At 62.2% G+C, this 24904-nt stretch carries 19 protein-coding genes; 14 read left to right on the top strand and 5 right to left on the bottom strand.

Features of this window, described 5'->3' with window-relative positions:
• Positions 1-101 precede the first annotated feature (101 nt).
• The 8 genes from HY896_01850 (at position 102) to HY896_01815 (ending at position 9941) form a co-directional block, all read left to right on the top strand.
• Positions 102-2048: a response regulator gene (locus HY896_01850; GenBank protein MBI5575088.1), complete on the top strand. Its 1947-nt coding sequence runs from the start codon at positions 102-104 to the stop codon at positions 2046-2048.
• Positions 2049-2105: 57 nt separating this feature from the next.
• The gene (locus HY896_01845) at positions 2106-3695 is read left to right on the top strand and encodes an ABC transporter substrate-binding protein (GenBank protein ID MBI5575087.1); all 1590 of its coding nucleotides are present in this window, start codon (positions 2106-2108) and stop codon (positions 3693-3695) included.
• Positions 3692-4612, top strand: coding sequence for an ABC transporter permease (locus HY896_01840; GenBank protein MBI5575086.1), 921 nt, complete (start codon positions 3692-3694; stop codon positions 4610-4612). Before HY896_01845 ends, HY896_01840 begins: the two co-directional genes overlap by 4 nt.
• On the top strand, positions 4605-5462 hold the full coding sequence (locus tag HY896_01835) for an ABC transporter permease (protein MBI5575085.1): 858 nt from the start codon (positions 4605-4607) through the stop codon (positions 5460-5462). The genes HY896_01840 and HY896_01835 overlap by 8 nt, the downstream gene beginning before the upstream one ends.
• Positions 5463-5566: 104 nt before the next feature.
• Positions 5567-6994 carry a carbohydrate ABC transporter substrate-binding protein gene (locus HY896_01830; protein MBI5575084.1) on the top strand — a complete coding sequence of 476 codons (1428 nt, stop codon included), beginning with the start codon at positions 5567-5569 and terminating at the stop codon, positions 6992-6994.
• Positions 6995-7093: 99 nt separating this feature from the next.
• Positions 7094-8125: an ATP-binding cassette domain-containing protein gene (locus tag HY896_01825; GenBank protein MBI5575083.1), complete on the top strand. Its 1032-nt coding sequence runs from the start codon at positions 7094-7096 to the stop codon at positions 8123-8125.
• 104 nt (positions 8126-8229) lie between these two features.
• Positions 8230-9099: a sugar ABC transporter permease gene (locus HY896_01820; GenBank protein ID MBI5575082.1), complete on the top strand. Its 870-nt coding sequence runs from the start codon at positions 8230-8232 to the stop codon at positions 9097-9099.
• Positions 9099-9941 carry a carbohydrate ABC transporter permease gene (locus tag HY896_01815; protein ID MBI5575081.1) on the top strand — a complete coding sequence of 281 codons (843 nt, stop codon included), beginning with the start codon at positions 9099-9101 and terminating at the stop codon, positions 9939-9941. The genes HY896_01820 and HY896_01815 overlap by 1 nt, the downstream gene beginning before the upstream one ends.
• A gap of 932 nt (positions 9942-10873) precedes the next feature.
• Here HY896_01815 and HY896_01810 read toward each other — a convergent pair.
• Entirely contained in the window at positions 10874-13108 is a 2235-nt protein-coding gene (locus HY896_01810) for a transglycosylase SLT domain-containing protein (GenBank protein ID MBI5575080.1), read from the bottom strand.
• Between the two features lie 81 nt (positions 13109-13189).
• On the opposite strand from HY896_01810, the gene HY896_01805 reads away from it, so the two are divergent.
• The 6 genes from HY896_01805 to HY896_01780 all read left to right on the top strand — a co-directional run bounded on the left by HY896_01805 (position 13190) and on the right by HY896_01780 (position 20851).
• A complete protein-coding gene (locus tag HY896_01805; GenBank protein MBI5575079.1) occupies positions 13190-14035 on the top strand; it encodes a sugar phosphate isomerase/epimerase in 846 nt (281 codons plus the stop codon).
• Between the two features lie 41 nt (positions 14036-14076).
• A complete protein-coding gene (locus HY896_01800) occupies positions 14077-15162 on the top strand; it encodes a phosphotransferase (GenBank protein ID MBI5575078.1) in 1086 nt (361 codons plus the stop codon).
• Positions 15159-16106 (top strand): NDP-sugar synthase, encoded by a 948-nt coding sequence (locus HY896_01795; protein MBI5575077.1) that lies wholly within the window; start codon positions 15159-15161, stop codon positions 16104-16106. Before HY896_01800 ends, HY896_01795 begins: the two co-directional genes overlap by 4 nt.
• 10 nt (positions 16107-16116) lie before the next feature.
• The gene (locus HY896_01790) at positions 16117-17277 is read left to right on the top strand and encodes an MFS transporter (protein MBI5575076.1); all 1161 of its coding nucleotides are present in this window, start codon (positions 16117-16119) and stop codon (positions 17275-17277) included.
• A 123-nt stretch (positions 17278-17400) separates the two neighbouring features.
• Positions 17401-18588 (top strand): amino acid ABC transporter substrate-binding protein, encoded by a 1188-nt coding sequence (locus HY896_01785; protein ID MBI5575075.1) that lies wholly within the window; start codon positions 17401-17403, stop codon positions 18586-18588.
• A 37-nt stretch (positions 18589-18625) separates the two neighbouring features.
• On the top strand, positions 18626-20851 hold the full coding sequence (locus HY896_01780; GenBank protein ID MBI5575074.1) for a response regulator: 2226 nt from the start codon (positions 18626-18628) through the stop codon (positions 20849-20851).
• On the opposite strand, the gene HY896_01775 is transcribed toward HY896_01780, so the two are convergent.
• The 4 genes from HY896_01775 to HY896_01760 form a co-directional block, all read right to left on the bottom strand.
• The gene (locus tag HY896_01775) at positions 20829-22451 is read right to left on the bottom strand and encodes a thioredoxin domain-containing protein (protein MBI5575073.1); all 1623 of its coding nucleotides are present in this window, start codon (positions 22449-22451) and stop codon (positions 20829-20831) included. The genes HY896_01780 and HY896_01775 overlap by 23 nt on opposite strands.
• Before the next feature lie 88 nt (positions 22452-22539).
• Positions 22540-23334 (bottom strand): undecaprenyl-diphosphate phosphatase, encoded by a 795-nt coding sequence (locus tag HY896_01770; GenBank protein MBI5575072.1) that lies wholly within the window; start codon positions 23332-23334, stop codon positions 22540-22542.
• 13 nt (positions 23335-23347) lie between these two features.
• Positions 23348-24706, bottom strand: coding sequence for a phosphomannomutase/phosphoglucomutase (locus HY896_01765; protein MBI5575071.1), 1359 nt, complete (start codon positions 24704-24706; stop codon positions 23348-23350).
• A 14-nt stretch (positions 24707-24720) separates the two neighbouring features.
• Positions 24721-24904 (bottom strand): hypothetical protein (locus tag HY896_01760; GenBank protein ID MBI5575070.1); only part of this gene is annotated, 184 nt, incomplete at its 5' end.

The raw sequence follows: 24904 nt of genomic DNA, 5'->3' as shown, positions 1-24904 counted from the left end.
TATATTCTTTGCAATTAAATGCAATGTATGTTATGTTTTTTGCGCACAATACCAGGGAGGCGCGGCAATGCAGGAATCGGGGCGATGCAGGAGGTGGGACAATGCGGAAACCGATTGCGATACTGCATCTTGAGGGCAATGCCGATGACCGGGAACGCGTGCGGAAGAGCCTCGAATCGGAAGGGCTCAGGTGCACGTTCGTGTGCGTGGAAACGCGCAATGACTTTCTGGCCGCGATCGACCTGGAGAAATTCGACCTGATTCTTGCCGACTACATGCTTCCCTCCTTCGACGGGCTGTCCGCGTTCGACATCCTGAAGCAAAGACGCCTCTATATCCCTTTCATCATCGTTTCAGGAACACCGGGTGAGGAACCGGCGATCGAATGTCTCTGGAGCGGGGTGACGGACTACGTCCTGAAGGACCGGATGTCGCGGCTCGTGCCGGCGGTGCTGCGCGCCCTGGACGAGGCGGCGGAAAGGGCGGCCCGCGTCCAGTCCGAAGAAGCGCTCCGCGAGAGCGAAACGAAGTACCGGCTGCTGTTCGAAAACATGACCCAGGGGGCGTTCCACCAGCGGGCGGACGGATATATCGTCGACGTCAACCCTTCGGCTCTCCGCATGTTCGGACTGCCGCGGGAAGAATTTACGGAAATCGTGTCGCGTCCATCGTCCTGGGAAGCGGTGCACGAAAACGGCTCCCCGTTCCGCGACGGTGAACTTCCGCCGTTCGCGGCACTTGCCGCAGGCAAACCCGTCGGAGGCGTCGTGGCGGGAGTCCCGAACCCCCTGACCGGGACCCGCACCTGGATGGAGATCAGCGCCATTCCGGAATTCAGGCCGGAAGAAAGCGCCCCCTTCCAGGTGGCGGTAACGCTGCACGACATCACCGAGCGAAAAAAACTGGAGACGCAGCTGCGGCAGGCGCAGAAGATGGAGGCCGCCGGCATGCTCGCGGGTGGAATCGCGCACGACTTCAACAATGCCCTCACCGGAATCCTCGGATTCAGCGAGGTGCTTAAAAAACATGTCGACGGAAACGAGGAGGCCACGGAGGAGCTGGATCGGATACGAAGTTGCGCGGAGCATGCGGCCACGTTGACGCGGCAATTGCTTATGTTCGCCCGCCGCCAGGAAATGAAGCCGGCGAACCTGGATCTCAACATGGCGATAAGGGATTCGATAAGCCTCATCCGCAAGCTGGTCGGAGCGAACATCGAGGTGCGGGACAGCCTGGCGGCCGGACTCCCTGCCATAAAAGCGGACCGGGGACAGCTGGAGCAGGTCCTGATGAACCTGTGCATCAACTCCCGGGACGCGATGCCTCACGGAGGCCGGCTTCTCATCGAAACGTCCGAAGCGGTTCCGGGAGACGAACACTTGGATAAAAACCCGGAAGCCGTCCACGGCCGCTATGCGGTTCTCTCGATTTCGGACACCGGGACGGGTATGGACGAGGACGTGCGGAAACGCGCCTTCGAGCCCTTCTTCACCACGAAGGACCCGGAAAAGGGATCCGGCCTCGGCCTGCCGGTGGCATACGGCATCGTCCGGCAACACAACGGCTTCATAAACCTCTCCAGCGAGCCCGGAAAGGGAACGGTCATCCGGATTTATTTCCCGGCCGCCGGCGCCGAACCGGACGGTCCGGCTTTCATCCAGGAATCGCCCATTCGGGGAGGGACGGAGGCGATACTGCTCGCCGAGGACGAGGAATCCCTCCGCACGCTTTTCGAGCGGATCCTCCAGGAGTTCGGATATACGGTGGTCACGGCATCCGACGGCAGGAAAGCCGTGGAAGCGGCGAAGGAAGAAAAGGATTTTTCCCTGGCGATCCTGGACCTGGTCATGCCGAGGATGAGCGGCAAGGAGGCGTTCGACGCATTGAAGAAGCGGCGGCCGGACCTGAAGGCGATCTTCATGAGCGGTTATTCCGGCGATGCGATCCGTGATTTGTACGACTTGAAGAGCGGGGTTCCTTTTCTTCAGAAACCTTTCGGCCCCTTCGTTCTGGCGAAAAAGGTGCGGGAAGTGCTGGACGGGGACTGACGGCCCAAACCCGATCCGCACGGCGCGTCCACCGAGCCCGCGTGTTACGATGTGCGCGTGAAAGGCGCCGGGAAAAACTTTTCCCCACGATACCTGCCCGCGGCGGCAGCCGCTGTCCTGGCCGCATGTCTCCTCTTCGCCCGCTGCGCGCCGAAGCTTCCCATGGACGAAGGAACGCTGGTCATCGCCCTTCCCGGGGCGCCGGTGAGCATCGACCCGCGCCTTGCCACGGACGCCTACGGCGAGCAGATCCTGCAGATGACGCACGCATACCTCGTACGGCGGGATGCGGCCGGGAACCCCGTCCCCGACCTTGCGGAAGAATGGGAGGAGAAATCCCCCCTGGAAATCGTCTTCAGGCTGCGCAAGGGAGCGCGCTTCCACGGCGGCAGGGAAGTCAATTCAGCGGACGTCCGTTACACGTACGAGTGGATTCTCGACCCGAAAAACCTGTCTCCGCACAGATCGACTTACGGCATGATCTCCGGAATCGATACACCGGATTCCCGGACCGTCGTCTTCCGCCTGAAGGAGCCGTTCGCCCCGTTTCTCGCCGGGATGGCGCGCGGGATCGTCCCGGTCGGATTCGGGGCGCGAGGATACAACCCGGTCCCCGGCGCCGGGCCGTATAAAGTAGACGACTTCCGCCCGGACGAGGCGATTTCCCTCTCCCGGCACGAGGGGTATTACGGCCGCCCTCCCGCTATCCCGAAGGTCGTCGTGAAGTTCCTGCCCGACAGCAACGTCCGGTTCCTGGAATTGAAAAAAGGTAGCGTCAACTTCGTACTGAACGGAGTGGACCCGGACCTGCTCCCGTCCGCCCTGAAATCCCCTAACCTGGCGATGGAAGAAACAGCAGGGAGCAACGTCTCCTATCTCGGGTTCAACCTGGCGGACCCTGTCCTGTCGGACGTCCGGGTGCGCCGCGCCATAGCTCTTTCAATAGACCGTGAGTCGATCGTGCGAGCGATCTTGAAGGGACATGCCGACATGGCCGACTCGATTCTCGCACCGGGCTTCTGGGCCCGCGCGGATGACCTCCCGCGTCTGCGATACGACCCTGCGGAGGCCAAACGGCTCCTTGATTCCGCCGGGTACCGCGACCCGGACGGGCCCGGGCCGAAGCGGCGGTTCGCACTGGCCTATAAAACCTCGCAAAACGAGCTTCGCCGCAGGATCGCCGCCGTCATCCAGGAGCAGCTGCGGCAGGTGGGCATCTCGGTGGAGGTTCAGTCCCTCGAGTGGGGGGCCTTCTTCTCCGACATCAAAAAAGGAAACTTCCAGCTCTACAGCCTTACGTGGGTGGGGATTTCAGATCCCGACATTTTCCATTACGCCTTCCATTCCTCGCAGACGCCTCCCGATGGCGCGAACCGCGGCCGGTATGCGAACCCCGAAATCGACCGCCTGCTCATGGCGGGGCGCCGGGAGCAGTCGCGGGCAAAAAGAAAGGCGATCTACCGCGGAGTCCAGGAAATCCTTTCCCGCGACCTGCCGGTGTTCCCCCTCTGGGCAAACCGCAACATCCTGGTTCGGGATCGACGCCTTTCAGGCTTCACCCTCACGCCCGACGAAGACTACTCGTCGGTGAAGGACATGCATATCGAGGGGCGGGGACGCCCCGCGTCCGGAAAAGCTGCGCCGTGAGACGCTATATCCTTGCGCGCACGGCACAGCTCGTGCCTGTCGTTTTCGGGGTCGTGACGATAGTCTTCCTCCTCATACACCTCATCCCCGGGGATCCCGTGGAGATCATGCTCGGGGAAAGCGCCGTCGCCGCGCAGAAGGAAGAATTGCGCAGGGACCTGAAGCTCGATCTGCCCATTGCCGAGCAATACGCGGAATTCCTGAAAGGTTTGGCAAGGGGAGACCTGGGCCTGTCCTTCCGGAGCCGCGAGCCTGTGGCCCGCGAAATTCTCTCCCGCTTCCCCGCCACCCTGCTACTGGCGGCGGCGTCGCTCCTCGTGGCGATACTAGTCGCCTTTCCGCTGGGCGTCCTCTCGGCCTTGCGCCCCCGTTCGTGGGTGGACCATATTTCGGCGCTCCTCGCCATGCTGGGGCTATCGATGCCCAACTTCTGGCTCGGACCGCTGCTGATCCTCGTCTTTTCCATTCAGTTGGGGCTCCTCCCGGTCTCGGGCTTCGGCACCGCGTTGCACCTGGTCCTTCCCGCGCTCACGATGGGATCGGGGATGGCCGCGATCCTCATGCGCCTGATGCGTTCCTCGCTCCTTGAAGAGATACGCCGGGAGTACGTCCGCACAGCCGCCGCGAAGGGACTTTCCTTGAGGGGCGCGGTATTGCGCCATGCTCTCAAGAACTCGTCGATTCCGGTGATCACGGTTCTCGGTCTCCAGTTCGGAGCCTTGCTCGCAGGCAGCATAATCACCGAGACGATCTTCTCCTGGCCGGGAATCGGGCGTCTTACCGTCCAGGCCATCGACGCGCGCGATTACCCGCTCGTCCAGGGATGCGTCCTCTTCATCGCGCTGTGCACCGTGTTCGTGAACCTTGTGACCGACCTCCTCTACTCGCGGCTGGACCCCCGGATCCGGTATGAGTGACCCCGGCGCCGCTTCGAACGGAAGGGTAATAGCGCGGTTCCTGCGGCACCGGGGGGCGGCGGCCGGCCTTGTCGTCACGGCCGCGTTTCTCCTCGCCGCCCTGTTAGCGCCCTGGCTCTCCCCGTTCGACCCCAACGCCCAGGACCTCGAGTCGGGGCTGTCGGGCGCCTCCGCCGCCCACTGGCTGGGCCAGGACAAACTGGGCAGGGACCTGCTCTCGCGGCTTCTTCACGGCTCGCGCATCTCGGTCGCCGTCGGTCTCGGTACGGTCGCCGTCTCCCTTTCGATCGGACTCCTCGCCGGCTCCGCGTCCGGTTTCTTCGGCGGCCGCACGGACCACCTGTTCATGAGGATCTGCGACGTGCTGATGGCGTTCCCCGGAATCCTGCTCGCGATCGGGATGACCGCGGCCATGGGCCCCTCCCTGCGGAACGTGCTGATCGCGCTGTCGCTCCTCGGATGGGTCGGTTACGCAAGGCTCATCCGCGCGCAGGTCATGAAGGTCAAGGAGATGGAATTCGTGGAGTCTGCACGCGCGGCCGGGAGCCCTCCGGCCCGTATCCTGCTGTTCCATGTTCTTCCCAACGCGTTCTCCCCGATCCTCGTGGAAGCGACGTTCGGCATATCAAGGGCCATAGTGGCGGAAGCGGGATTGAGCTTCCTGGGGCTCGGCGTCGCGCCGCCGGCTCCTTCCTGGGGGGCCATGATCGCGGAGGGGAGGCACTTCCTCTTCGTCGCCCCTCACATCGCCGCAGTCCCCGGCGTCGCCATCATGGTCGCGGTGATGGCGTTCAATCTCGTCGGCGACGGACTGCGGGACGCATTCGACGTGCGCGAGGAAATTCGCTGACCGGCGAATGCCGAATTGACCTCGCACCGCCGGCGGGTGATATGATAGCGATACTTCACTTGATATCTAACAGGCGCCAAACGACCGAGGAAGGAGGATTCGGAATGGCTAAATCGGGCAGGAAAGGCATGACCCGCAGGGAGTTCGTCAAGGCCGCCGGCATCGGGACCATCGCGATGGGTGTTGCGCCGTCGATCATCATCCCCGGCCGCAGCCACGCCGCCGGGAAAGAGCTGAAGATCCTCGTCTGGTCCCACTTCGTCCCCCGGTTCGATACCCAATGGTTCGACAACTACGTCAAGGTCTGGGGGCAGGCGAACGGCGTGAACGTGACACTGGACCACATCGGCCTCGCCGAGATCCCCTCGCGCACCGCCGCCGAAGTCTCCGCCGGCAAGGGACACGACCTGATCGAGTGGATCTCTCCCCCGTCCCAGTTCGAGCCGAGCGTGCACGACCTCGGGGATATCGTCAAGGAAGCGGAAAAGCGGTTCGGAAAGATGCATCCGCTGTGCAAGCGGAGCTCCTACAACCCGAACACGAAAAAATTCTACAGCTTCGTCCCCGGCTGGACGATCGACCCGGGCTGCTACCGGAAAAGCCTGTGGGCCAAGGCCGGAAAGCCGAACGGACCGGTGAAGTGGGAAGACCTGATCACGTACGGCGGCAAGATCAAGAAGGAACAGGGGATCCAGCTCGGGATCGGCCTTTCCCAGGAACTCGACTCGAACATGGCGGCCAGGGCGCTCCTGTGGTCCTACGACACCGGGACCCAGGACGCGAACGAAAACGTCATCATCAACAATCCGAAGACGGTCGAGGCAACGGCATACATGGCGCGGTTGTACAAGGAGGCCATGGTCCCCGAGGTCTTCTCGTGGACCGCAGTCTCCAACAACCAGGCCCTGATCGCCGGAAGGGCGGCGTACATCCTCAATTCCATCTCCGCCTACCGCTCCGCGCAGAAGGAAGTTCCCGAGATCGCGAAGGACATCTACTTCACTCCTGCGCTCAAGGGCCCGAGGGGCACGGGTTTCAGCTGCGAGCACGTGATCTATAACTACATAGTCCCCAAGTATTCCTCGAACGTCGACCTTGCGAAGCAGTTCCTCCTCGACCTGGTGTCGAACTACGACCAGGCCATGTACGCGAGCGAGCTCTACAACTCGCCCGCCTTCTTCGATACGCCGATCCGGTCCGGAAACCGGGGGTACGCCGCGGTCAAGGGCGCGAAGAAGTTCCGTGACCTTCACAACTCCTGGTTCAGCAACGATCCCTTCGCGCTCCCAGGCGAGGAGAAGGGAAAGCTCGCGGTGCTCAAGGACGCGGAGAAGTGGAGCACCAACATGGGGCATCCGGGTCCCGCAAGCCCGGCGGAAGGCGAGGTCTTCGCCACCTTCATCCTTCCGAACATGCTGGCGACCGCGGTGCGCGGGACGAAACCCGCCGATGCGGTGGCGGAAGCCGAAAAACAGGTGAAGAAGATCTTCGCGAAATGGCGGGAAAAGGGCCTCGTCGGCGGGAAGTCCTGAACGTCGGGCAGGCGATCCGTCGGGGGCGGGGAATTTCCCCGCCCCCGCGGCATTTTTTGATGGAACAATAACGACAACGTACCGGAGGCATGCTGCGCCATGGCAAGGGTGGAAATCCGGAGCGTCCTGAAAACGTTCGGAGAGGTCCGCGCGGTGGACAGCGTTGATCTCGATACGGTGGAGGGCGAATTCCTGGTCCTCCTGGGACCTTCGGGATGCGGCAAGACCACGCTGCTCCGCATGATCGCGGGGATCGAGGAGCCCACCGCGGGTGACATCCTCATCGACGAAAAGGTGGTCACGAACCTCCCCCCGAGGCTGCGGAACATAGCCATGGTGTTCCAGAGCTACGCACTCTATCCCCACATGTCCGTCTACAGGAACATCGCATTCCCCTTGCGCACGCGCGGCGTGGAAAAGGCGGCAATTCGGAAGAAGGTCGAATGGGCGGCGGGGATGTTCGGGATCGAGCGCCTGCTCGAGCGGAAACCCCGGGAACTGTCCGGCGGAGAGCGCCAGCGCGTAGCCCTCGCGCGGGCGATGGTGCGGGAGCCGAGCGTGTTCCTCCTCGACGAGCCCCTTTCCAACCTTGACGCCATACTGCGGGCATCCGCGCGGGAGGAGCTGCGGCAGTTCCAGAAGCGGGTCGGGGTCACGACCATTTACGTTACGCACGACCAGGTGGAGGCGATGGGCCTCGGGGACCGGATCGTCGTGATGAACAAGGGGAGGATCCGGCAGGTGGGGACTCCCATGGATATATACCATTGGCCCGCCGACACCTTCGTGGCGACATTCGTGGGTTCGCCGCCCATGAATCTCATCGGTGAAGACCACATATTGACGGGGTTCCGCCCGGAAACGTTCGTGCCGGCTGAGCTTGTGCCGGCAAAAACGGATGTCGTCACCTACTCCTTCGCGGTTACGTGGCTGGAGTACCTTGGAGCCGAACGGCTCGTCTACGGAAACGTCGGCGAGAAATCCCATTCCCGCCATGTCGTATCACGGCTTCCCGGCAGCATGGCCGTACCGATCGAAGCGGGACGGACATACACTTTCGCCGTATCCCGCGACCACATCCGGTTCTTCGACCGGGAGACCGGGCTGCGGACCCAAAGGAGCCCGGCATGAGCGGGACGGCGGCGGGAGAAGGCGCCGCCGGGCGGGCCATGGCTCTTGCGGCCGCAGGGGCGGAGCCCGGCATCCGGGACCGGTCGGGTACGCTCGCGAAGCTCATGATCGCGCCCGCCGTCCTGTACGTCGTCGCGATGATCGGCCTTCCTTTCGTCATCGCGATTCTGTACAGCCTGAGCGACATCACCACGGGCGATCCCACGCTCCGGATCGTCGGCCTCAGAAATTTCCGCGAGATCCTGACCGACTCCATCTTCCTGCGCTCCATGAAGAACACCTTCTACTTCGCCGTCATTTCGCAGGTACTGGTCATCGTCCTCTCCCGAGTCATAGCGACCGCGCTGATGAAGGAGTTCCGCGGCAAATGGTTAATGCGCTTCCTTATCATGCTGCCGTGGACGGCGCCGATCTCGCTCGGAACCATCGGGTGGCTCTGGATGTTCGACTCGATCTTCAGCCCCTTCGACTGGATTTTCCGAACCGTGGGCCTGCTCGGCAAACCGGACGCCCTGATGGGGCCGGAAACCAACCTCTACTGGCTCGGTGTGCCGTGGCTGGCCATGCTTTCGGTGATCACCGTCCACGTCTGGAGGATCCTCCCGCTTGCGACTGTGATCCAGCTGGCGGGCCTGAGCTCCATTCCCAAGGACCTGCTCGAGGCGGCGGAAGTGGACGGCGCGACGCCGTGGCGCAGGACGCTTGAGATCACGATTCCGCTGACGATGCCCATCATCAGCATCGCGTTCCTGTTCGGACTGGTATTCACATTCACCGACGTCACCGTCGTTTACGTCATGACACGGGGCGGACCGGTGCACAGCACGCAGGTCCTTTCGACCTGGACGTTCTTCAAGGGGATCGAGGGTGGGGACCTTGCCCAGGGTGCGGCCGTTTCACTGTTCCTTTTCCCCGTCCTCGCCGGAATCGCGGCGCTGATGCTCCGCATGGCCCGCAAGAGCGAGGTGGTGTGATGGCGAGCGCAAGGAAGCTGATGGGCCGCGGAGGCCTCTACACTCTGGTGGGCGCGTTCGCGGTTTTCGGCGCGTTTCCGTTCTACTGGATGGTCATCGCGACGTTCAAGCGCGACCACGACCTGTTCAACCCGGTCGCCAATCCGTTCATATTCAACGAGCCCCCCACGCTGGACCACCTGAAGCTCCTGCTGTTCGATACGCACTTCATCACGTATCTCTGGAACACCTTCCTGGTCGGCTCGGCGGTCGTCGTGATCACCCTTGCGGCGGCAGTGCCGGCGGCGTACAGCCTGGCGAGATGGGCAAGGGGCTGGGGGGAAACGCTGGGCATCGGGATCTTCCTCACCTACCTCGTGCCCCCGACGATCCTGTTCATCCCCCTATCCCGGTTCGCATCGGCCCTGGGGCTGCAGGAATCGCTCTGGTCGCTCATACTCATCTACCCGACCTTCACGATCCCGTTCTGCACCTGGCTCCTCATGGGGTTTTTCAAGACGATTCCGAAGGATATCGAGGAACAGGCGATGATCGACGGTCTATCCCGGTTCGGGGCGATGGCGAGGGTCGTCCTGCCGCTTGGAATCTCGGGCATCCTGACTGTCGTCGTCTTCGCCTTCACGCTCTCCATGCACGAGTTCATCTACGCACTGACCTTCATTTCCGTATCGATGAAAAAAACGGTCTCCATAGGCGTCCCGACGGAATTGGTGCGCGGAGACGTGTTCCAGTGGGGGCCGCTCATGGCCGGGGCGCTCATCGCAAGCATACCGGTCGCGGTGGTCTACACCTTCTTCCTCGACAGGTTCATCGCAGGGTTCACCATGGGAGCCGTGAAGTAGGAACATGGACTCGCCCTCACCGCTCCTGATGGCGGGGTTCGAGGGGAAATCGCTGCCCCCCTCGCTGGCCGCCCGTCTGCGCGACGGGACGGCGAGCGGCGTCGTGCTCTTCACGCGCAACGTCGAAGAACCCAGACAGGTAAAGGAACTGTGCAGGGAGATCCGCTCCGCGGGCCGCAAGGGCCGTCCCTCACCGCTGATCGCGATCGACCAGGAAGGAGGCCGGGTCACCAGGCTTAAGAACCCCGGCTTCACGCAGTTTCCCCCCGCGCGAAGCTACTCCCTGTTCTGCTGCCGCGCGGACATGGCGGCTGAAGCGGCGGGAGCTGCGATCGCCGCGGAGCTTTCGGCAGTCGGGATCGACGTGAACTTCGCACCCGTGCTGGACATAAACACGAACCCGCGCAATCCCGTTATCGGGGACCGGGCGCTCGGATGCGACCCGGAAAGCGTAGCGCAGCTCGGAATCAGCTTCTTCCGCGGCTCCCTCTCCCGGGGCGTCCTTCCCGTCGGGAAGCATTTTCCCGGGCACGGCCACACGGATGCCGACTCCCACAAGGAACTTCCCGTCGTGCGAAGCTCACGAAGAACGCTGCTCGAAAGGGAGATATTTCCATTCCGGCAAGCCATCCGTTCAGGCATTCCCGCGATCATGACGGCGCATGTCCTTTTCCCCGCGCTCGACTCCGAGCATCCGGCCACTCTCTCACGGAAAATCCTCACCGGGCTTCTGCGTGAGCGGCTTCGGTTCCGCGGGGCGCTGTTTTCGGATTCGCTTGAGATGAAGGCGATCTCCTCGAATTACGGGATCGGGCCGGCGGCGGTTCAGGCGATCTACGCCGGGTGCGACATGGTCCTGGTTTGCCGGGGGGAGGACGAGCAGACCGAAGCGGTGGAAGCGATGGTCCGCGAATGCCGGGACAGCGCCGCTTTCAGGAAGGCGGCCGGGCAGGCGGAACGGCGGGTTGCCCGTTTTCGGGGATCGGCTGCCGCCCCTGGGGTACGACGATCGTCCCTTCGTTCGGTGGGGGCGAAGCGGCACCGGGAGTTGGCTGCCCTTCTTCGGGAACGATGGGAAAGTGACGTGCGAACATCCGAGGCCTGTATATCGAGTAATATTGGAGAACGTTGAAGAACACCCTGCGAAGGTAAAAGCGGGTCTCGCGGTAGGTCACGTTTTCCAGGAAGAGCGCGGGGTCTCCGCCGGAGTTCCTCCACCATTTGGCCACCGCCGCCTCCCCTGCGTTGTACGCGGCGACCGCGCGAAAATAGTCGCCGCCGTACTCGCGGACCAGCCTCGACAGGTACGCCGCACCCAGCGTGACGTTCAGTTTCGGCTTCAGCAGGTCCTTCCGCTTCGGTTTCTTCATCTTCTCCTTGCGTGCGACTTCGGCGGCAGTGCGAGGCATCAGCTGCATCAGGCCGATCGCCCCCGCCGGGGAAAGCGCATTGGGCTGGAACTGGGACTCCTGCCGCACGATGGAATGAAGGAGCAGAGGATCCATTCCCGAGCGTTTCCGGTCGCAGTCGCCTATGACATCCGGCGCGAGCGGAAACTGGATCCGGTCGATCAGTTCCACGGTCGACGGGTCGTTCGGCAGGTTCGTGGTCTCGCGGATGGCGCCCCGGAGATCTCCGGACAGATAGCGGATCAGACCCGCGGTCCCTCCTTCCGCAAGCCCTATCGCATTCCGTATCGCCTTGCGGTCGATGCAGCACGCTTCGAGGATGGCGTATTCCGTTATTCCAAGATGGACAAGCCGATCCATCCGACGGATATGCTCCGCGTCCGCTTTCGACCAATCGGCTTTCCGAACCCTTTTCCACAGCTGGTCCTTTTCCTCGGAACACCTTCCCGTCTCGCCGGAAGACGGAGCCTTGAACATGGCGAAAGGATCCCGCCCCGAAAACCGCGCCGCGAAAAGCGCGTAGGGCCCCGCACCGGGGTCGACCGCGATCGAGGCGAACGACTTCTCCGCCTCGTCCTTCCTCCCGGAATCGAGGAGCGCTTTCGCCCTCCAATACGCATGCCTCGCCCTTTCCACGGAGGAAAAGCCCGTCTTCTCCCCCGCCGCGAACAGTGCGACGGCGTTATCGTACAGTTTTCCCCGGTAGTGTCCGAAAGCGTAGCGGAAGATCGCCTCCTGGCGGATCGGCTCGTCCTTCGCTTCCCGCAGCGCTCCGTAGATTTCGTTCGCCGCCGCCCCGTCCCCCTCTTCTTCGGCGAGCCATGCCGCGTAGTAGCCCGCCCGCTCTGCGGTTCCGGGCCGGACGCTCCCCTCGCCCGCTATCGCCATGAAGCCGGCTCGCGCTTCCGCCAGTTTTCCCGCCTTCCAGTCGACCCGTGCCCGCAGAAACCTCGCTTCGTTCCGGAAAGCAGGCGGCGCCCCGGGGGCCGCCTTGTCCAGCAGCGCCCTCGATCCCGCCGTGTCCCCCGCCTTTCGGAGAAGATCGGCATAATCGAGCAGCACCGTGTAGTAGTCGTCGGACGGCGGGAATTTCCGAAGGGCGTCCGCGTAGACCGACTTCGCATCTTCGATCTCGACTGCGCGTGAAAGGCTTTTTGCGTATTTTCCGTAGAAGGATACCGGCAGGCTCCACCCTTCCCACTTCCCGCTTGCCCGCCAGGACTTCAGCCGCACCATGGAGAGGGAAGCCGCCTCCTGGGCAGGGTGCGCGGCGAAATTTTCGAGGTGCGCTTCCGCTGCGGCCGCCGAGGGACCGTCCGCCTCGAGAAGAAAGGCGGCGACGAATCCCTCCTCCGCCTTGCCGCCGTTACCGGAAGCGAATCCCTGCGAGCGCTCGAACCAGATCCGTGCAGCGGGAAGGTCGTTGTCGACCGCGGCAGCGTAGGCGAGCGCGTGGGCGAGGTACGGCCGCAGCGGCGACGCGGGGAACTTTTTCGACAGATCGTCGAATGCCGACGCGGCCTCGCCGCGCAAACCCTCCCTCGCGAAGGAGAGGCCGGTGAAGTAAATCGCGTAGTCGCCGAGGTCGTATACCAGTGGGGGGATGCGCCGGAACGAATTCCTCGCTTCAGCGTACTTTTCTTCCGTGAGATTGATCCATCCTTCGCGGAATGCTGCATCGTGGGAAGCGGAGGCGGCGATCTGCGGAAGTATCAGGAACAGGAGCGCAAGAAACAGGAAACGTTTGTTTCGGATCACTCTCGACAGGGTCCTCCCGGAAAGGTCGATAATAAGATAGTATCGCCCTATGCGGCGCCGTAAACAAGGATCGATGCCCTGATGGACCTGTCGCTTTCCTCCCATTTGTTCGCTTTCCATCCGCTGGACGATGCCATCGCTTCCCTATTCCCCAGGTTCGGGTTCGGGCTCGCGGAGCTTTGGGCCATGCCCCCGCACTTCCCTTACGACGATCCCGAAGCAGCCGACGGGATCGCGGACCTTCTGGAGTCGAACGGTGTACGGATCGCCAGCCTGCACGCTCCGCTCTACCCGGACGTGCGGACGTATCGCGAAGACCGATGGTATTCGCTATCCTCGGAAGAGGAAGGCCACCGGCAGGCTTCGGTGTCCGCCACAGCCCGCGCGGCGTGCTGGCTCGCACGCCATGGGGGCGGGACGATCGTCGTTCACACCAACTTTCCCACCGAATCATGGTATCCGCACAGATGGGGGGCATTCCTCTCCTCCCTGAACGAGCTTCTCGACCTTGTCCCGGAGAACATCCGGTTCGCCGTGGAGAACACCCCGCTTGCCTCGGGGCGCTCGGATATCGTCCTCTCCATAGCGCACCGCTACCCCCCCGATCGCGTAGGCATTTGCATGGACCTGGCTCACGCTCATATTCAGGAAAACGTCCTCAACGCCATCCGCGCCTGCGCAGACCGCCTGATACACGTGCACGCATCCGACAATCACGGAAGCAAGGACGACCACTTCGCGCCGGGGAGGGGTTCGGTCCCGTGGGAACGTGCGATCGCCGCGCTCAGGGAGGTGGATTTTCGCGGACCTTTCACGATCGAACTGCGCGATTACACCCGCGGAGAGAACGCACGTTACCGGAATTTCGAGGAGATCCTGGGCGAGTGCCGCAGCGCGCTCGACCTGATCCTCGGCGGGAAGCCGTAAGTGCAGCGGGAAAACGCAAGAAAACATCGGAGCGCCTTGACGTGAGCCCGCCGGTGGACGAACGAACCGTCATGGCGGCGATCGCGCGCCTTTTCCGTGCGCCCGCGCCGGAGATCCGGGTGTCGGAGCTTGCAGGGGACGCGTCAACGCGCCGGTACTTCCGGATAGCGCTGCCCGAAGGGTTTCCTCTCTCATCGCTCGTGATGATGCAATATCCCGACGAGATCCCGCCGGGCGGTGAACTGCCGTTCGTGAACGTCCACCGCTACCTTAAAGCGGCGGGGGTCCCCGTACCGGAAATCCACCTTGCCGTGCCGGAGGCCCGGCTGCTGTTCCTCGAGGACGCAGGGGACACGACGCTCGAGATGGCGGTGCACGCGGCGAAATCGGAGGAGGAGCATCTTCCCGCCTACGAACGCTGCGTGGAGATCCTCGTCAGGATCCAGAGTGAAGGTACAAAAGCCCTGGACGGAAACGCCGTCCCGTCCCGCCTTGCCTTCGACGTCGCGAAATTCGCCGAGGAGATCGACTTCTTTTTCGAGCATGCCGTCCGGGAATACGGCGGGATCCGGCTGTCGGAATCCGACGAGCGGGTGATCGAAGACCGCTTTCTCCCCTTTTTGGAGGTACTGGCGGCGCTTCCCCGCGTGCTCGTCCATCGCGATTACCATAGCCGAAACGTCATGGTCACGGATCGCCGCGCCGGCGGGTACGGAGGGCTGAAGATCCTCGACTTCCAGGACGCCCGGATGGGGAACGTGTACTACGATATCTGCTCCCTGCTGCGCGATTCCTACGTAAAGCTGTCCGAAAAGTCGGTCGACAGCCTGTGTTATGCGTACCGGCACGCCTCGACCGCGGACCTGCGAACCAGGTGGGGAGATCCCTCCGCCTTCGAATTCCTGCTCGACGCGGCGGCTCTCCAGCGCAACGTGAAAGCCATAGGAACCTTCGGAAACCAGGCGCACAACCGGGGAAAAACCTTCTATCTGCGGTTCATACCTCCAACGGTTTCGCACCTTGCGGCGAACTTCGACAGGAATCCGAAGATGCGGCCGCTGGCGAAAAAACTCCGTCCCATCCTGGAAGCACTTTCGGCCAAGGCGACGGATGAGGCGCCGCCGTGAAGGGCATGATCCTCGCCGCGGGACTCGGAACGCGGCTGCGCCCGCTTACCTACGAACTCCCGAAGCCGATCGTGCCGGTGCTCGGGCGCCCGCTATGTTCCTACAACATGGAGTTCCTTTCCATGTCGGGCGTCCGCTCCTTCGTCATGAACCTGCACGCGAGGCCGAAGCTGATCCAGCAGCGCGTGGCCGGCTGGACGGGCGGAAAAATCCGCGTCGATTACACGCTGGAGCCGGAGATCCTCGGGACCGGCGGAGGAATAGGAAACGCGGGAAGATACCTGGAGGGCGGAACATTCGTGACTGCGAATTCCGACACGGTTACCCGTTTCCGGTTCGCCGACGCGCTGGCGTATCACAGGGACAGGAAGGCGGTTGCCACGCTTGTGCTGTTTCCCGATCCGGAAAGAAGGTATACCCCCGTCTGGATCGACGAAACGGGGCGGATCGCCGGCATCGGCTCCGGCGCGGCGGGCGTCCGCTCAGGCTTCTACACCGGATTCCAGATAGTGGAACCGGCGCTGCTGAAGGAAATCCCTCCCGGAAGGGCGTCGTGCATCATCCGTGAAACCTACCTGCGGCTCGTCTCGCAAGGCGCTCCCCTGTTCGGATTCCTCACCTCGGGGACATTCAGGGAATTCGGCTCTCCCTCGGACTATCTTGAAGGGACGCTCGAGCTTCTCACCGAATCATCGCCGCGGAAAGGAGAGCCCGCTTCCCCGCCGGACGGCGTCACGATCGTCCCCCCCGTCTACATATCTTCGGGGGCGAAGATAGCGGCAGGCGCGCGCATCGGCCCCGAGGCCGTGATCGAGGACGGCGCCGTCGTGAAGGAAGGGGCTTCCGTCCGCCGGGCCATACTCTGGCCGAACGCCATCGCCGGCGCTGGAGACGAAATCTCCGGGGCCATCCTCACACCGAATCGCCGCGTCGATATTTCCTGAACGCACGACCATGCAGGAAACAAGGCATTTCGGCCTCCAGGCCCTGATCTTCTGGCTCGTGGCGTCCGTTTTTTCCACGATCTACATCACACAACCGGTTTTGCCGGTGATCCGCGCCGAGTTCGGGGTAGGTGCGTCGACGGCCTCACTTACGATTTCGGCGGTGATCCTCGGGATCGCCCTGGCAAACCTGCCGTTCGGAATGCTTGTGGACCGCTATCCGATACGCCCGATAATCCTCCTTGGAGGCTCGGCCATCTCCGCCTGCGGGCTCTTCTGCGCCGCATCCGCCGACCTTCGGCTCCTCATCGCGGCAAGGTTCATACAGGGGCTTTTCGTTCCTTCCCTTACCACGTGCCTCGTCGTGCACCTGGTTCGAAGCCTCCCCCCGGACCGGCTCAACGTGGTGACGGGCTCATACGTATCCGCCACGGTGGTGGGCGGGCTCGGCGGACGGCTGCTGGGCGGATGGATACACCAGCCGCTGCACTGGCGCTACGCCTTCGTAACCGCCTCACTCCTTCTGCTCGCGGCGACTGCGGCCGCCGCCCGGTGGCTGCCGGAAAGCGAAGGACGCAAGGAAGCGCCGGACGAGACGGCGCGGTTCGCCGTCCTTCTTCGCCGTCCGGATCTGCTGCCCATATATTTCGTGGCCTTCAGCTCGTTTTTCGTCTTCTCCTCGGTGTTCAATTACATCCCTTTTTACCTGTCGTCGCCGCCGTTCCGCGCATCCACGCAGGTCATCACGCTTACGTATCTTTCCTACCTCGTCGGCGCCTTCACGGGGCCGGCCGCGGGGAAACTGAGCAACCGGATCGGGAACGGCGCAACCATGGCGATGGGCTCCGCGTTGTTCGCCGCGGCCATCGCCATGACGTTCCTCCCGTCGCTGCCGGCCATCGCCGCAAGCCTCGCCTGCGTGTGCGCCGGATTCTTCGCGATACACTCCGCCGCCGCGGGCTCGCTGAACATGAGGCTCTCATCCGGCAGGGGACGGGCGAATTCCCTGTACGTACTTTTCTATTACCTCGGAGGCTCTGTCGGGATCACCGCCAGCGGATACGCTTATCAATTTGCCGGATGGCATGGCGTGGCGGCGCTGGGGATCCTGGTCCTCACGATCCCATTCGTTACCGGAATCGCAGAGACGAGGGATAAAAAACATCCGTAGGCCTGTCGATATTTCGAAAGACCCCATCTTTTCGCTTAAAAACACTAATAAAATCGGGCGGAATATCCGAAATATATAACACCCTGTTTTAAGCAGGGTGTACTACCCCTCAAGGGAGAAGATATGTGCAGGCGAATCGCAGGTTTGTGCATCCTGGCAATACTGGGAACCGTTCTATGCGGCGGGGAAATCGCATCGGCTGAAATAAAGGGCAAAAAGAAGCCCTTCCTCATCGGCGGCACGCTTGCCCTGACGGGTAAGTTTTCGGAGATGGGACGCATCCAGGAGAAGGGATACCGGCTTTGGGAAAAAGAGATAAACAAAAAGGGAGGGGTCCTCGGCAGGCCGGTGAAAATCCTCATCACGGATGACGGAAGCAATCCGGCGAAGGTTTCAGAGGTCTACTCGGACCTGATACAGAAAAAAGGCGTCGACCTGTTGTTCAGCCCGTACTCCTCCGAATTGACCCTCGTTGCGGCCAACCTTTGGGAAAAGTTCCGGTATCCCGTCCTTGTCGCCGGCGCCGCTTCGGAAAAAATATGGGAAACCCCACGCAGGTACACCATCGGCCTTTACAGCACTGCGGACCGATACTTCATAGGGTTCCTGGAGATGTGCGCCATCCATCGGCGGAAAACGGTCTCCATCACTGGGTTCGCGGACCCCTTCTCACTGTATACGGCAAAGGGCGCAAAAAAATGGGCCGAAAATTTCGGGCTGGCGGTGGCGCGGTACAGCATTATCGACGGGAAAAACGAAAAGAACCTGGCCGCCGAGGCGGAAGGGATAATTTCGGCGAAGCCCGACGTAGTCATTGTCGCGGGCTTTCTCAGGGAGAGCATTATCATCCGGAAGGCGCTGGACCGGAAGAACCATGGGAACGTCGTATTCGCGGGATCGGTGGGTCCGGCGATGCATGAGTTCCTTAAGGAGCTCGGCCCCCTGGCGGAAGGCTCCTTCGGCGCTTCCCAGTGGGAACCCGACGAGCGGATCCTCTACGCGGGCTCGAGGGCATTCATTCATCTTTACCGCAAGACATACGGGGAGGATCCCTCCTACCACGCCGCGACAGCCTACGCCTCCATGAAGCTCATGGCGGAGGCTGTCGAAAAAACCGGTTCCTGCGACCGAGAGAAGATCCGGCAGCATCTCGTGACAGGAGACCACAAGACGATCCTGGGGCCGTTCAAGCTCCGGAAGGACGGCACGCAAATCGGTCACAAGAGCCTTGTCATCCAGTGGCAAAAAGGGAAGAAGGAGATCATATGGCCCGAAAACATGAGGACGGCGGCGCCGCTCTTCCCGGAATGAGGAAACATGACGAGAAAGGTGGGGTAACTCCCGGTCGATGAAAAAGGGCAGCCTGCTTTTTCAATTCATCCTCGTCGTCGCCACGGTGGGATCCCTCCTGGCCGCGGCGGCGGGATACATCATCTCGGTGCCGCTTGTGAAGACGCTTACCGAGGCAGAGGAACGCTCCCTGCATCTCATCGCGGACGACATCTTCGGCATCGCATCGGACGGCTTCCACGACCTTCTGGACGAAAGGAAAGAGGACGATCCGGTGGAGGTCGATATCGCGAAACAGGATGTGCTCGCAAGGATCGCCAATTTCAAGCCGTCGATCTCCTCGGTGCACTACCATTTCATCGTCATGGACAATGAAAGCCGGGTCCTCGCGGATTCCGCGAAGCTTTTCGACGGTGCCGTCCTCACGCCCGTCTCCGAGGGTACATCCGAAAAGGAGATCCGCCTCGTCGACAAGAACGGAAAAGCGCTGATCGGATACTTGAGGTACTTCCCCGCCTGGCATTGGCAGTTGATCACGCTGGTGTACGAAGAGCGCCTGAGAAAGGAAACGCGGCAGATCAAGATCTGGATCTACGCCGCAGGCACGTTCGGGTTTCTCCTGTCGATCACGCTCTTTTATTCCGTCCTGAGAAAGCAGATACAGGAGCCGCTGGAAAAACTGATCCGGCACGCGAGCCGTATGGAGGAGGGCCGGTACGAACAGCTGCCGTATGCCGGGAAGGGCGAGGTTGGGGAACTTGCCGCGGCTTTCAACAAGCTGGCAGCCGCCATCCGCGACAGGGAAGAACGCCTTGCCACGCTTGCCAAGTTCCCGGAATCGAACCCCAACCTGATGATCAAGGTTTCCCCCGACGGAAAAGTGCTCTACTCCAACCCGGCCGTCTCGATAAAACTGGCGGAGATTGGCCTGGAGGAGGACCGCACCGACCTGCTTCTCCCCGAGGACATCGGGCAGATCGCACGGGAGCTTGCGCTTGCGGAGGAGCGCAAGAAGGAGCTTATCCGCCAGGTCAAGGACCGGACTATCGAATATACGGTCTTCGGTTTCCCCGACGAGGATTCCTTCGTTTTTCACGGAGTCGACGTCACGGAGCGAAAGCGGATGGAAGAGCATCTCTTCCATGCGCAGAAGATGGAGACACTGGGGAGGATCGCCGGCGGTGTGGCCCACGATTTCAACAACCTTCTGACGGGAATCCTGGGATACGCCTCGCTCATGAAAGACCGCCCCATCCCGGACGAAAGCGTGGCAAGGGCGCTCGAGAGCATCGAACGCGCGGCCGAGCGGGGGACGCAGTTGACACGGCAGCTCCTCGGGTTCGCGCGCAAGGGAACGCATGAATTCCACCAGCAGAACATGAACCGGATCGTCGACGAAATCGCCGGCATGATAGCGCAGACGTTCATCCGGAGCATCGCGATCCGGATCGACAAGGCCGCGGAGCTACCCCTGGTTCGCGGGGACGGAACGCAGCTTCATCAATGCCTGATGAACCTGTGCATCAACGCGCGGGACGCCATGCCCGATGGAGGAACGCTCACGATATCGACGCGAGGCGTATCGCTCGCCGGCGAGCGGCGGGAAAAACTATACTGCATCCCCGCCGGCGGCTATGCCGAATTGACCGTGGCCGACGAGGGTGAAGGGATGGACGAAGAGACGCAACAGCGGATCTTCGATCCCTTTTTCACCACGAAGGAGCGGGAAAAGGGAACCGGGCTGGGAATGTCGCTGGTATACGGCATAGTCAAGAACCACGGCGGCTTCATCACAGTGAAGAGCGTACTCGGGAAGGGAACTTCCGTTGAACTCCTCTTCCCCGCCGCGGACTCGACACGGCCCGTGACGGCCGAGCAGGAATGCCTGCCGCAGATCGCCGCCCGCGCCGACGGCCTGGGAGGGACGGTGCTGCTCGTGGACGACGAGGAGTTCGTCCGCGACGTGGGGAATGCGATGCTCAATACGCTGGGGTACGAGGTCATCACCGCAGGCAACGGCCGTGAAGGGGTCGAAGCCTACCTGAGCAACCGGGAGAAGATTTCGATGGTGATCCTTGACCTGATCATGCCCGTGATGGACGGAAGGAGAGCGTTCGAAGAGATCCGAAGGATCGACCCGGACGCAAGAATCATCATTTCGACCGGATTCAGCGGCAGCGAGGACGTCGACCATCTCAAGGAGATGGGCGCAAGCGCGATCCTTACCAAACCCTATTCCTACAATACGATGGCGAGCGTCGTTACCCTGCTCGAAAGCCGGTAGAAGGCGCGTCCGCGTCTTCTCCGCCGGCCGTGCAGGAGGGGTCCCCCGGAAGGCAGGCGCTTTTGCTCCCGCTTATCCGGTGCTGCAGGAGAGCGCTCCCGTAAGGGGCGCCGAATGCCGCCCGGGGGCCGAACTCCGCCGACAGCCCTTTGAGAGTCATCCCGGCGACGGCGAACAGGTCGGTCCTCCCGGCAACGCGTGAATACCGCATCAATGCGCATGCCATCCTGGCGTTCAGGGAGAACGGGACCAGTTGCACCTGGAGGGCGGCGGAATCCCCTTCCCGTGGCCGCCGGTCGAGGAACCCGAAAGCGCCGGGCGAGAAGAGCCGCCGCACCGCCCCCTCGAGGATCTCCCCCGACCAGCCAAGGAATTTATCGTCGGCCCCCGCATCGAAGAGATCCAGGTACGCTTCAGCTACCGCAACGTTATCCGCAAGGAGTCCGGATTCGACGGCGCCGTCATCCCGGAACCTGATCTGTCCTTCTTCGGCGCTCCATAGACGGTTGCGCAGGAAATTCCCCAATTTCCCCGCGATGGACAGGAGCGTCATCTCCTCCTCCACCTTGATTCCGTGTGCGCTGCCGAAAGCCCTGTGAGCCGAAACGAGGCCCGACACCGCCCTTCCGTTATATTCGGATATTACGGTCCGGTCCACCGAGGGAACGGGCAATCCCGATCGACCTTCCGCGTCCCGCAGGTAATATTCCTCGTCCGCGTCCTGGCTCGAATAGAAAGCGCCTGTCCCGGTATCGCGCAGGCGAGCGAACAGGAACCTGAGTATCTTCCCTGCCACAGCGGCGAAATATTTCTCGCCGGTCCGTTCGTAAGCAGAAGCGTAAAGGGAAAGCATCTCCGAGTTGTCGGCAAGAAGCTTTTCGTAATGGGGCGCAGTCCAGTCGCGCAGCGTGGCGTACCGGAAGAATCCCCCTTCCACCGGGTCGAACACGGCGCCGGAACCCATGGTGCGGAGCACCTTTAGAAACGTCTCTCCCATCTCCCCGTTCTCCTCGGCAGTCCAGGAATCGCGAAGGAAGGCGAGGATTTCCGGAACGAGGAACTTCGGCTCCCGGAAGAAGCCCGGATATTGCGGATCGTAATGGGCGAGAACGGAATGTTTCACGAGAGCCAGATCTTCGGGGTGCGGTCCTTCGGAGGGCGGCGATTCGGTGTTTTCGCCTACGCCCGCGGGGGCGGGCTTGCCTGCCGATTCCTGCATGTACCGCTCGATCCGGGCGCGGTCATGGCGGTAGAATTCCGCGCACTTGCCGAGGACTTCGAACAGGGAGTCGGGGGGAAGATAGGTGGCTCCAGTAAGCAGTTGCCCGTTCGGAAGCAGGACAGCCGTCGTGGGCCAGCCGCCCTGGTTGTACCTGTCGTTTATGTCGGGGCGCCGGTCGGTATCAACACGGACGGGAACGAAGGAGTCGTTCAGCAGGCGCACGACCCGCGGGTCGGACAGAGATGTCCTGTCCAGGACGTGGCACCAGTGGCACCACTTGGCCGAGATATCGAGGAAGACCAGCTTCCCCTCCGCCTCCGCCTCCGCGAACGTGCCCGCGTCCCACTCCCTCCAGCGAACCGCTTCGTGCTCCGCCATGCCTCCCCCCCCCATTTAAATGAGATGAGGGGCCGGTGGAACCGGTTCCCGTGGGACATGTGCCCGGAAGGCGCAGCGCCTTACGGGTTCATCCCTTCCAGTTGAGGTAGAAGCAGAGGGCGGCGAGAATGAAGGTGTAGGGTGCGAAGCGCGTGAACCGGCCGCGCACCACAAGCCGCTCGACGACCAGCAGGGAAAGGTAGCCGGTGACGAACGCGAAAAGGAACCCGGCAGCGCAATGCCCGATCCCCGGCAGCACCGATATCCCCGATTTCATGGCCACCACGCTGGCTCCAAGGATGGCAGGCAGGGAGATCAGGAAGGAATATTTCGCGCTTCGGGAAGGGGAAATTCCAAGAACCAGCGCCAGCGTGATGGTCGATCCGGAACGGGAAAGCCCCGGGAACACGGCGAGCCCCTGCATAATCCCGATGGCGATCGCTTCCCACGCCATGATCCGGTCGGGGTCCCACTTGTGCCGGAAGCGCAGATTGCTTATGAGGAGGAAACAGGTCAGGACAAGGTAGCGCGCCCCGATCCCCCATACCGTGAGCCCCGTCTCCACCGTATGGTGAAAGGCGAGACCGATCGCTCCGGTGGGGATCGTCGATAGGATCATCAGCCATACTTCCCTTCGCCCCCATCCTGCCTGAGCATCCCGATCCTTGCGGAAAAGGGAGGATGACATCTCCAGGATTTCCCTGTGCAGGAAGATCAGGACGGCGAAGAGCGTGCCCAGGTGAAGAAGAAGGTCGAAAGCGAGCTCGGGCTCCCGGATTCCCAGAAGCCGTTGCGCGAGAAACAGATGGCCGGAGCTGCTTACGGGCAGGAACTCGGTCGCACCCTGGATGATCCCGAGAAATATCGCCTGCAGAATGCTCAACCTTTGGCCGCCGTCATTCCCCGGATCGCGCTTCCCGCACCGCGTCCTCCATGAGGGCGCGGATCCCGGCTACGGTGGCTTCGTCCTTTCCTTCGAACCTGAGCACGAGGACCGGCTGCGTGTTCGATGCGCGGACAAGCCCCCATCCCCCTTCGAATATGGCCCGCACGCCGTCCACGTCGATCACTTCCCTCGCTTTCGGCCGGACGATCGCCGCGACGCGCTCTACCACCCTGAACTTCCTTTCGTCGGGGCAATCCACCCTGATCTCGGGAGTCGTCACGACGGGCGGAAGACCCGAAAGCATTTCGCTCAACGGGCGGTCCGAACGGGCCAGTATCTCGAACAGGCGCGCGGAAGCGTAGATCGCGTCGTCGAACCCAAGGTACCTGTCGGAAAAGAAGATGTGCCCGCTCATCTCTCCCGCCACCTCGGCGGATTCTTCCTTCATCTTCTGCTTGATAAGCGAGTGTCCGGCCTTCCACATGACGGGCTTGCCGCCGTGGCGCGCGATGTCGTCGTAAAGGTTCTGGGAGGCCTTGACCTCCGAGATGACAGCCGCCCCCGGCTTCCGTGAAAGGATTTCCCTCGCAAACAGGAGCAGGAGGTAATCACCGTAGATTATGTTCCCCTTTTCGTCCACCGCGCCGATCCGGTCGGCGTCGCCGTCGTACCCGACCCCCACGTCGGCGCCGTTTTTCCGTACCGCCTCGACGAGGAACCGAAGATTCTCCGGCACGGTCGGGTCGGGGAAATGGTTCGGGAACCGCCCGTCCATTTCGCAGAACAGCTCGATTACTTCCATACCCATTCTTCGGAACAGGTCCGGAGCGATGCTCGAAGCGGTCCCGTTTCCGGCGTCCACCACGACCTTGAGTTTCCGCGGAATGGATATGATCGACCGGACGTATTCCAGGTATTCAGGGATAACGCTCCGTTCCGCCACCTTGCCTGCGCCTTCGGCGAAATCCCCCGATTCGACGATCCGCCGTACATCCTGGATCTTCTCACCGTAAAGGGTCGACGGGCCCACGCAAAGTTTGAAACCGTTGAATTCGGGGGGATTGTGGCTACCGGTGATCATCACGCCGCCGTCGGCGGAACACCGTATGATGGAAAAGTAAAGGACGGGAGTCGGACAGACGCCGACGTCGACGACCGACAGCCCCGTGGAGGAGAGACCCTCCGCCATCGCGTCGCGGAATTCGGGGGAGGAAAGCCGGCAATCCCTTCCGAGCATGACGTTCCGGACCCCTTTCCGGACGGCATAGGTGCCGAATCCTTTTCCGAGAGCCAGAACCGTATCACTCGTGAGGTCCTTCCCAACGAGGCCGCGGACATCGTATTCCCGGAATATAAGCGGATTGATCATTTTCCCATCGTCCCCTATTCCAGGTTGATCTCCGAGTAGGTCCTGGAGGTGCGCCTTGCGACCTTCGTCCGGTGCGCCGCTCGGGATACCTCACGGGCGACCGCAGGACCCACCTTCCGGTTGAAAACCGAAGGAATGATGTAGTCCTCCGAAAGCTCCTCCTTGCCCACGCAAGAGGCGATCGCGTACGCCGCAGCA

The sequence above is a fragment of the Deltaproteobacteria bacterium genome (genome assembly GCA_016218975.1).
Taxonomy (GTDB): Bacteria; Desulfobacterota; Deferrimicrobia; order Deferrimicrobiales; family Deferrimicrobiaceae; genus JAENIX01.
The sequence above is the reverse complement of the archived record's forward strand: the minus strand, read 5'-3'. Positions and strand labels throughout refer to the sequence as shown.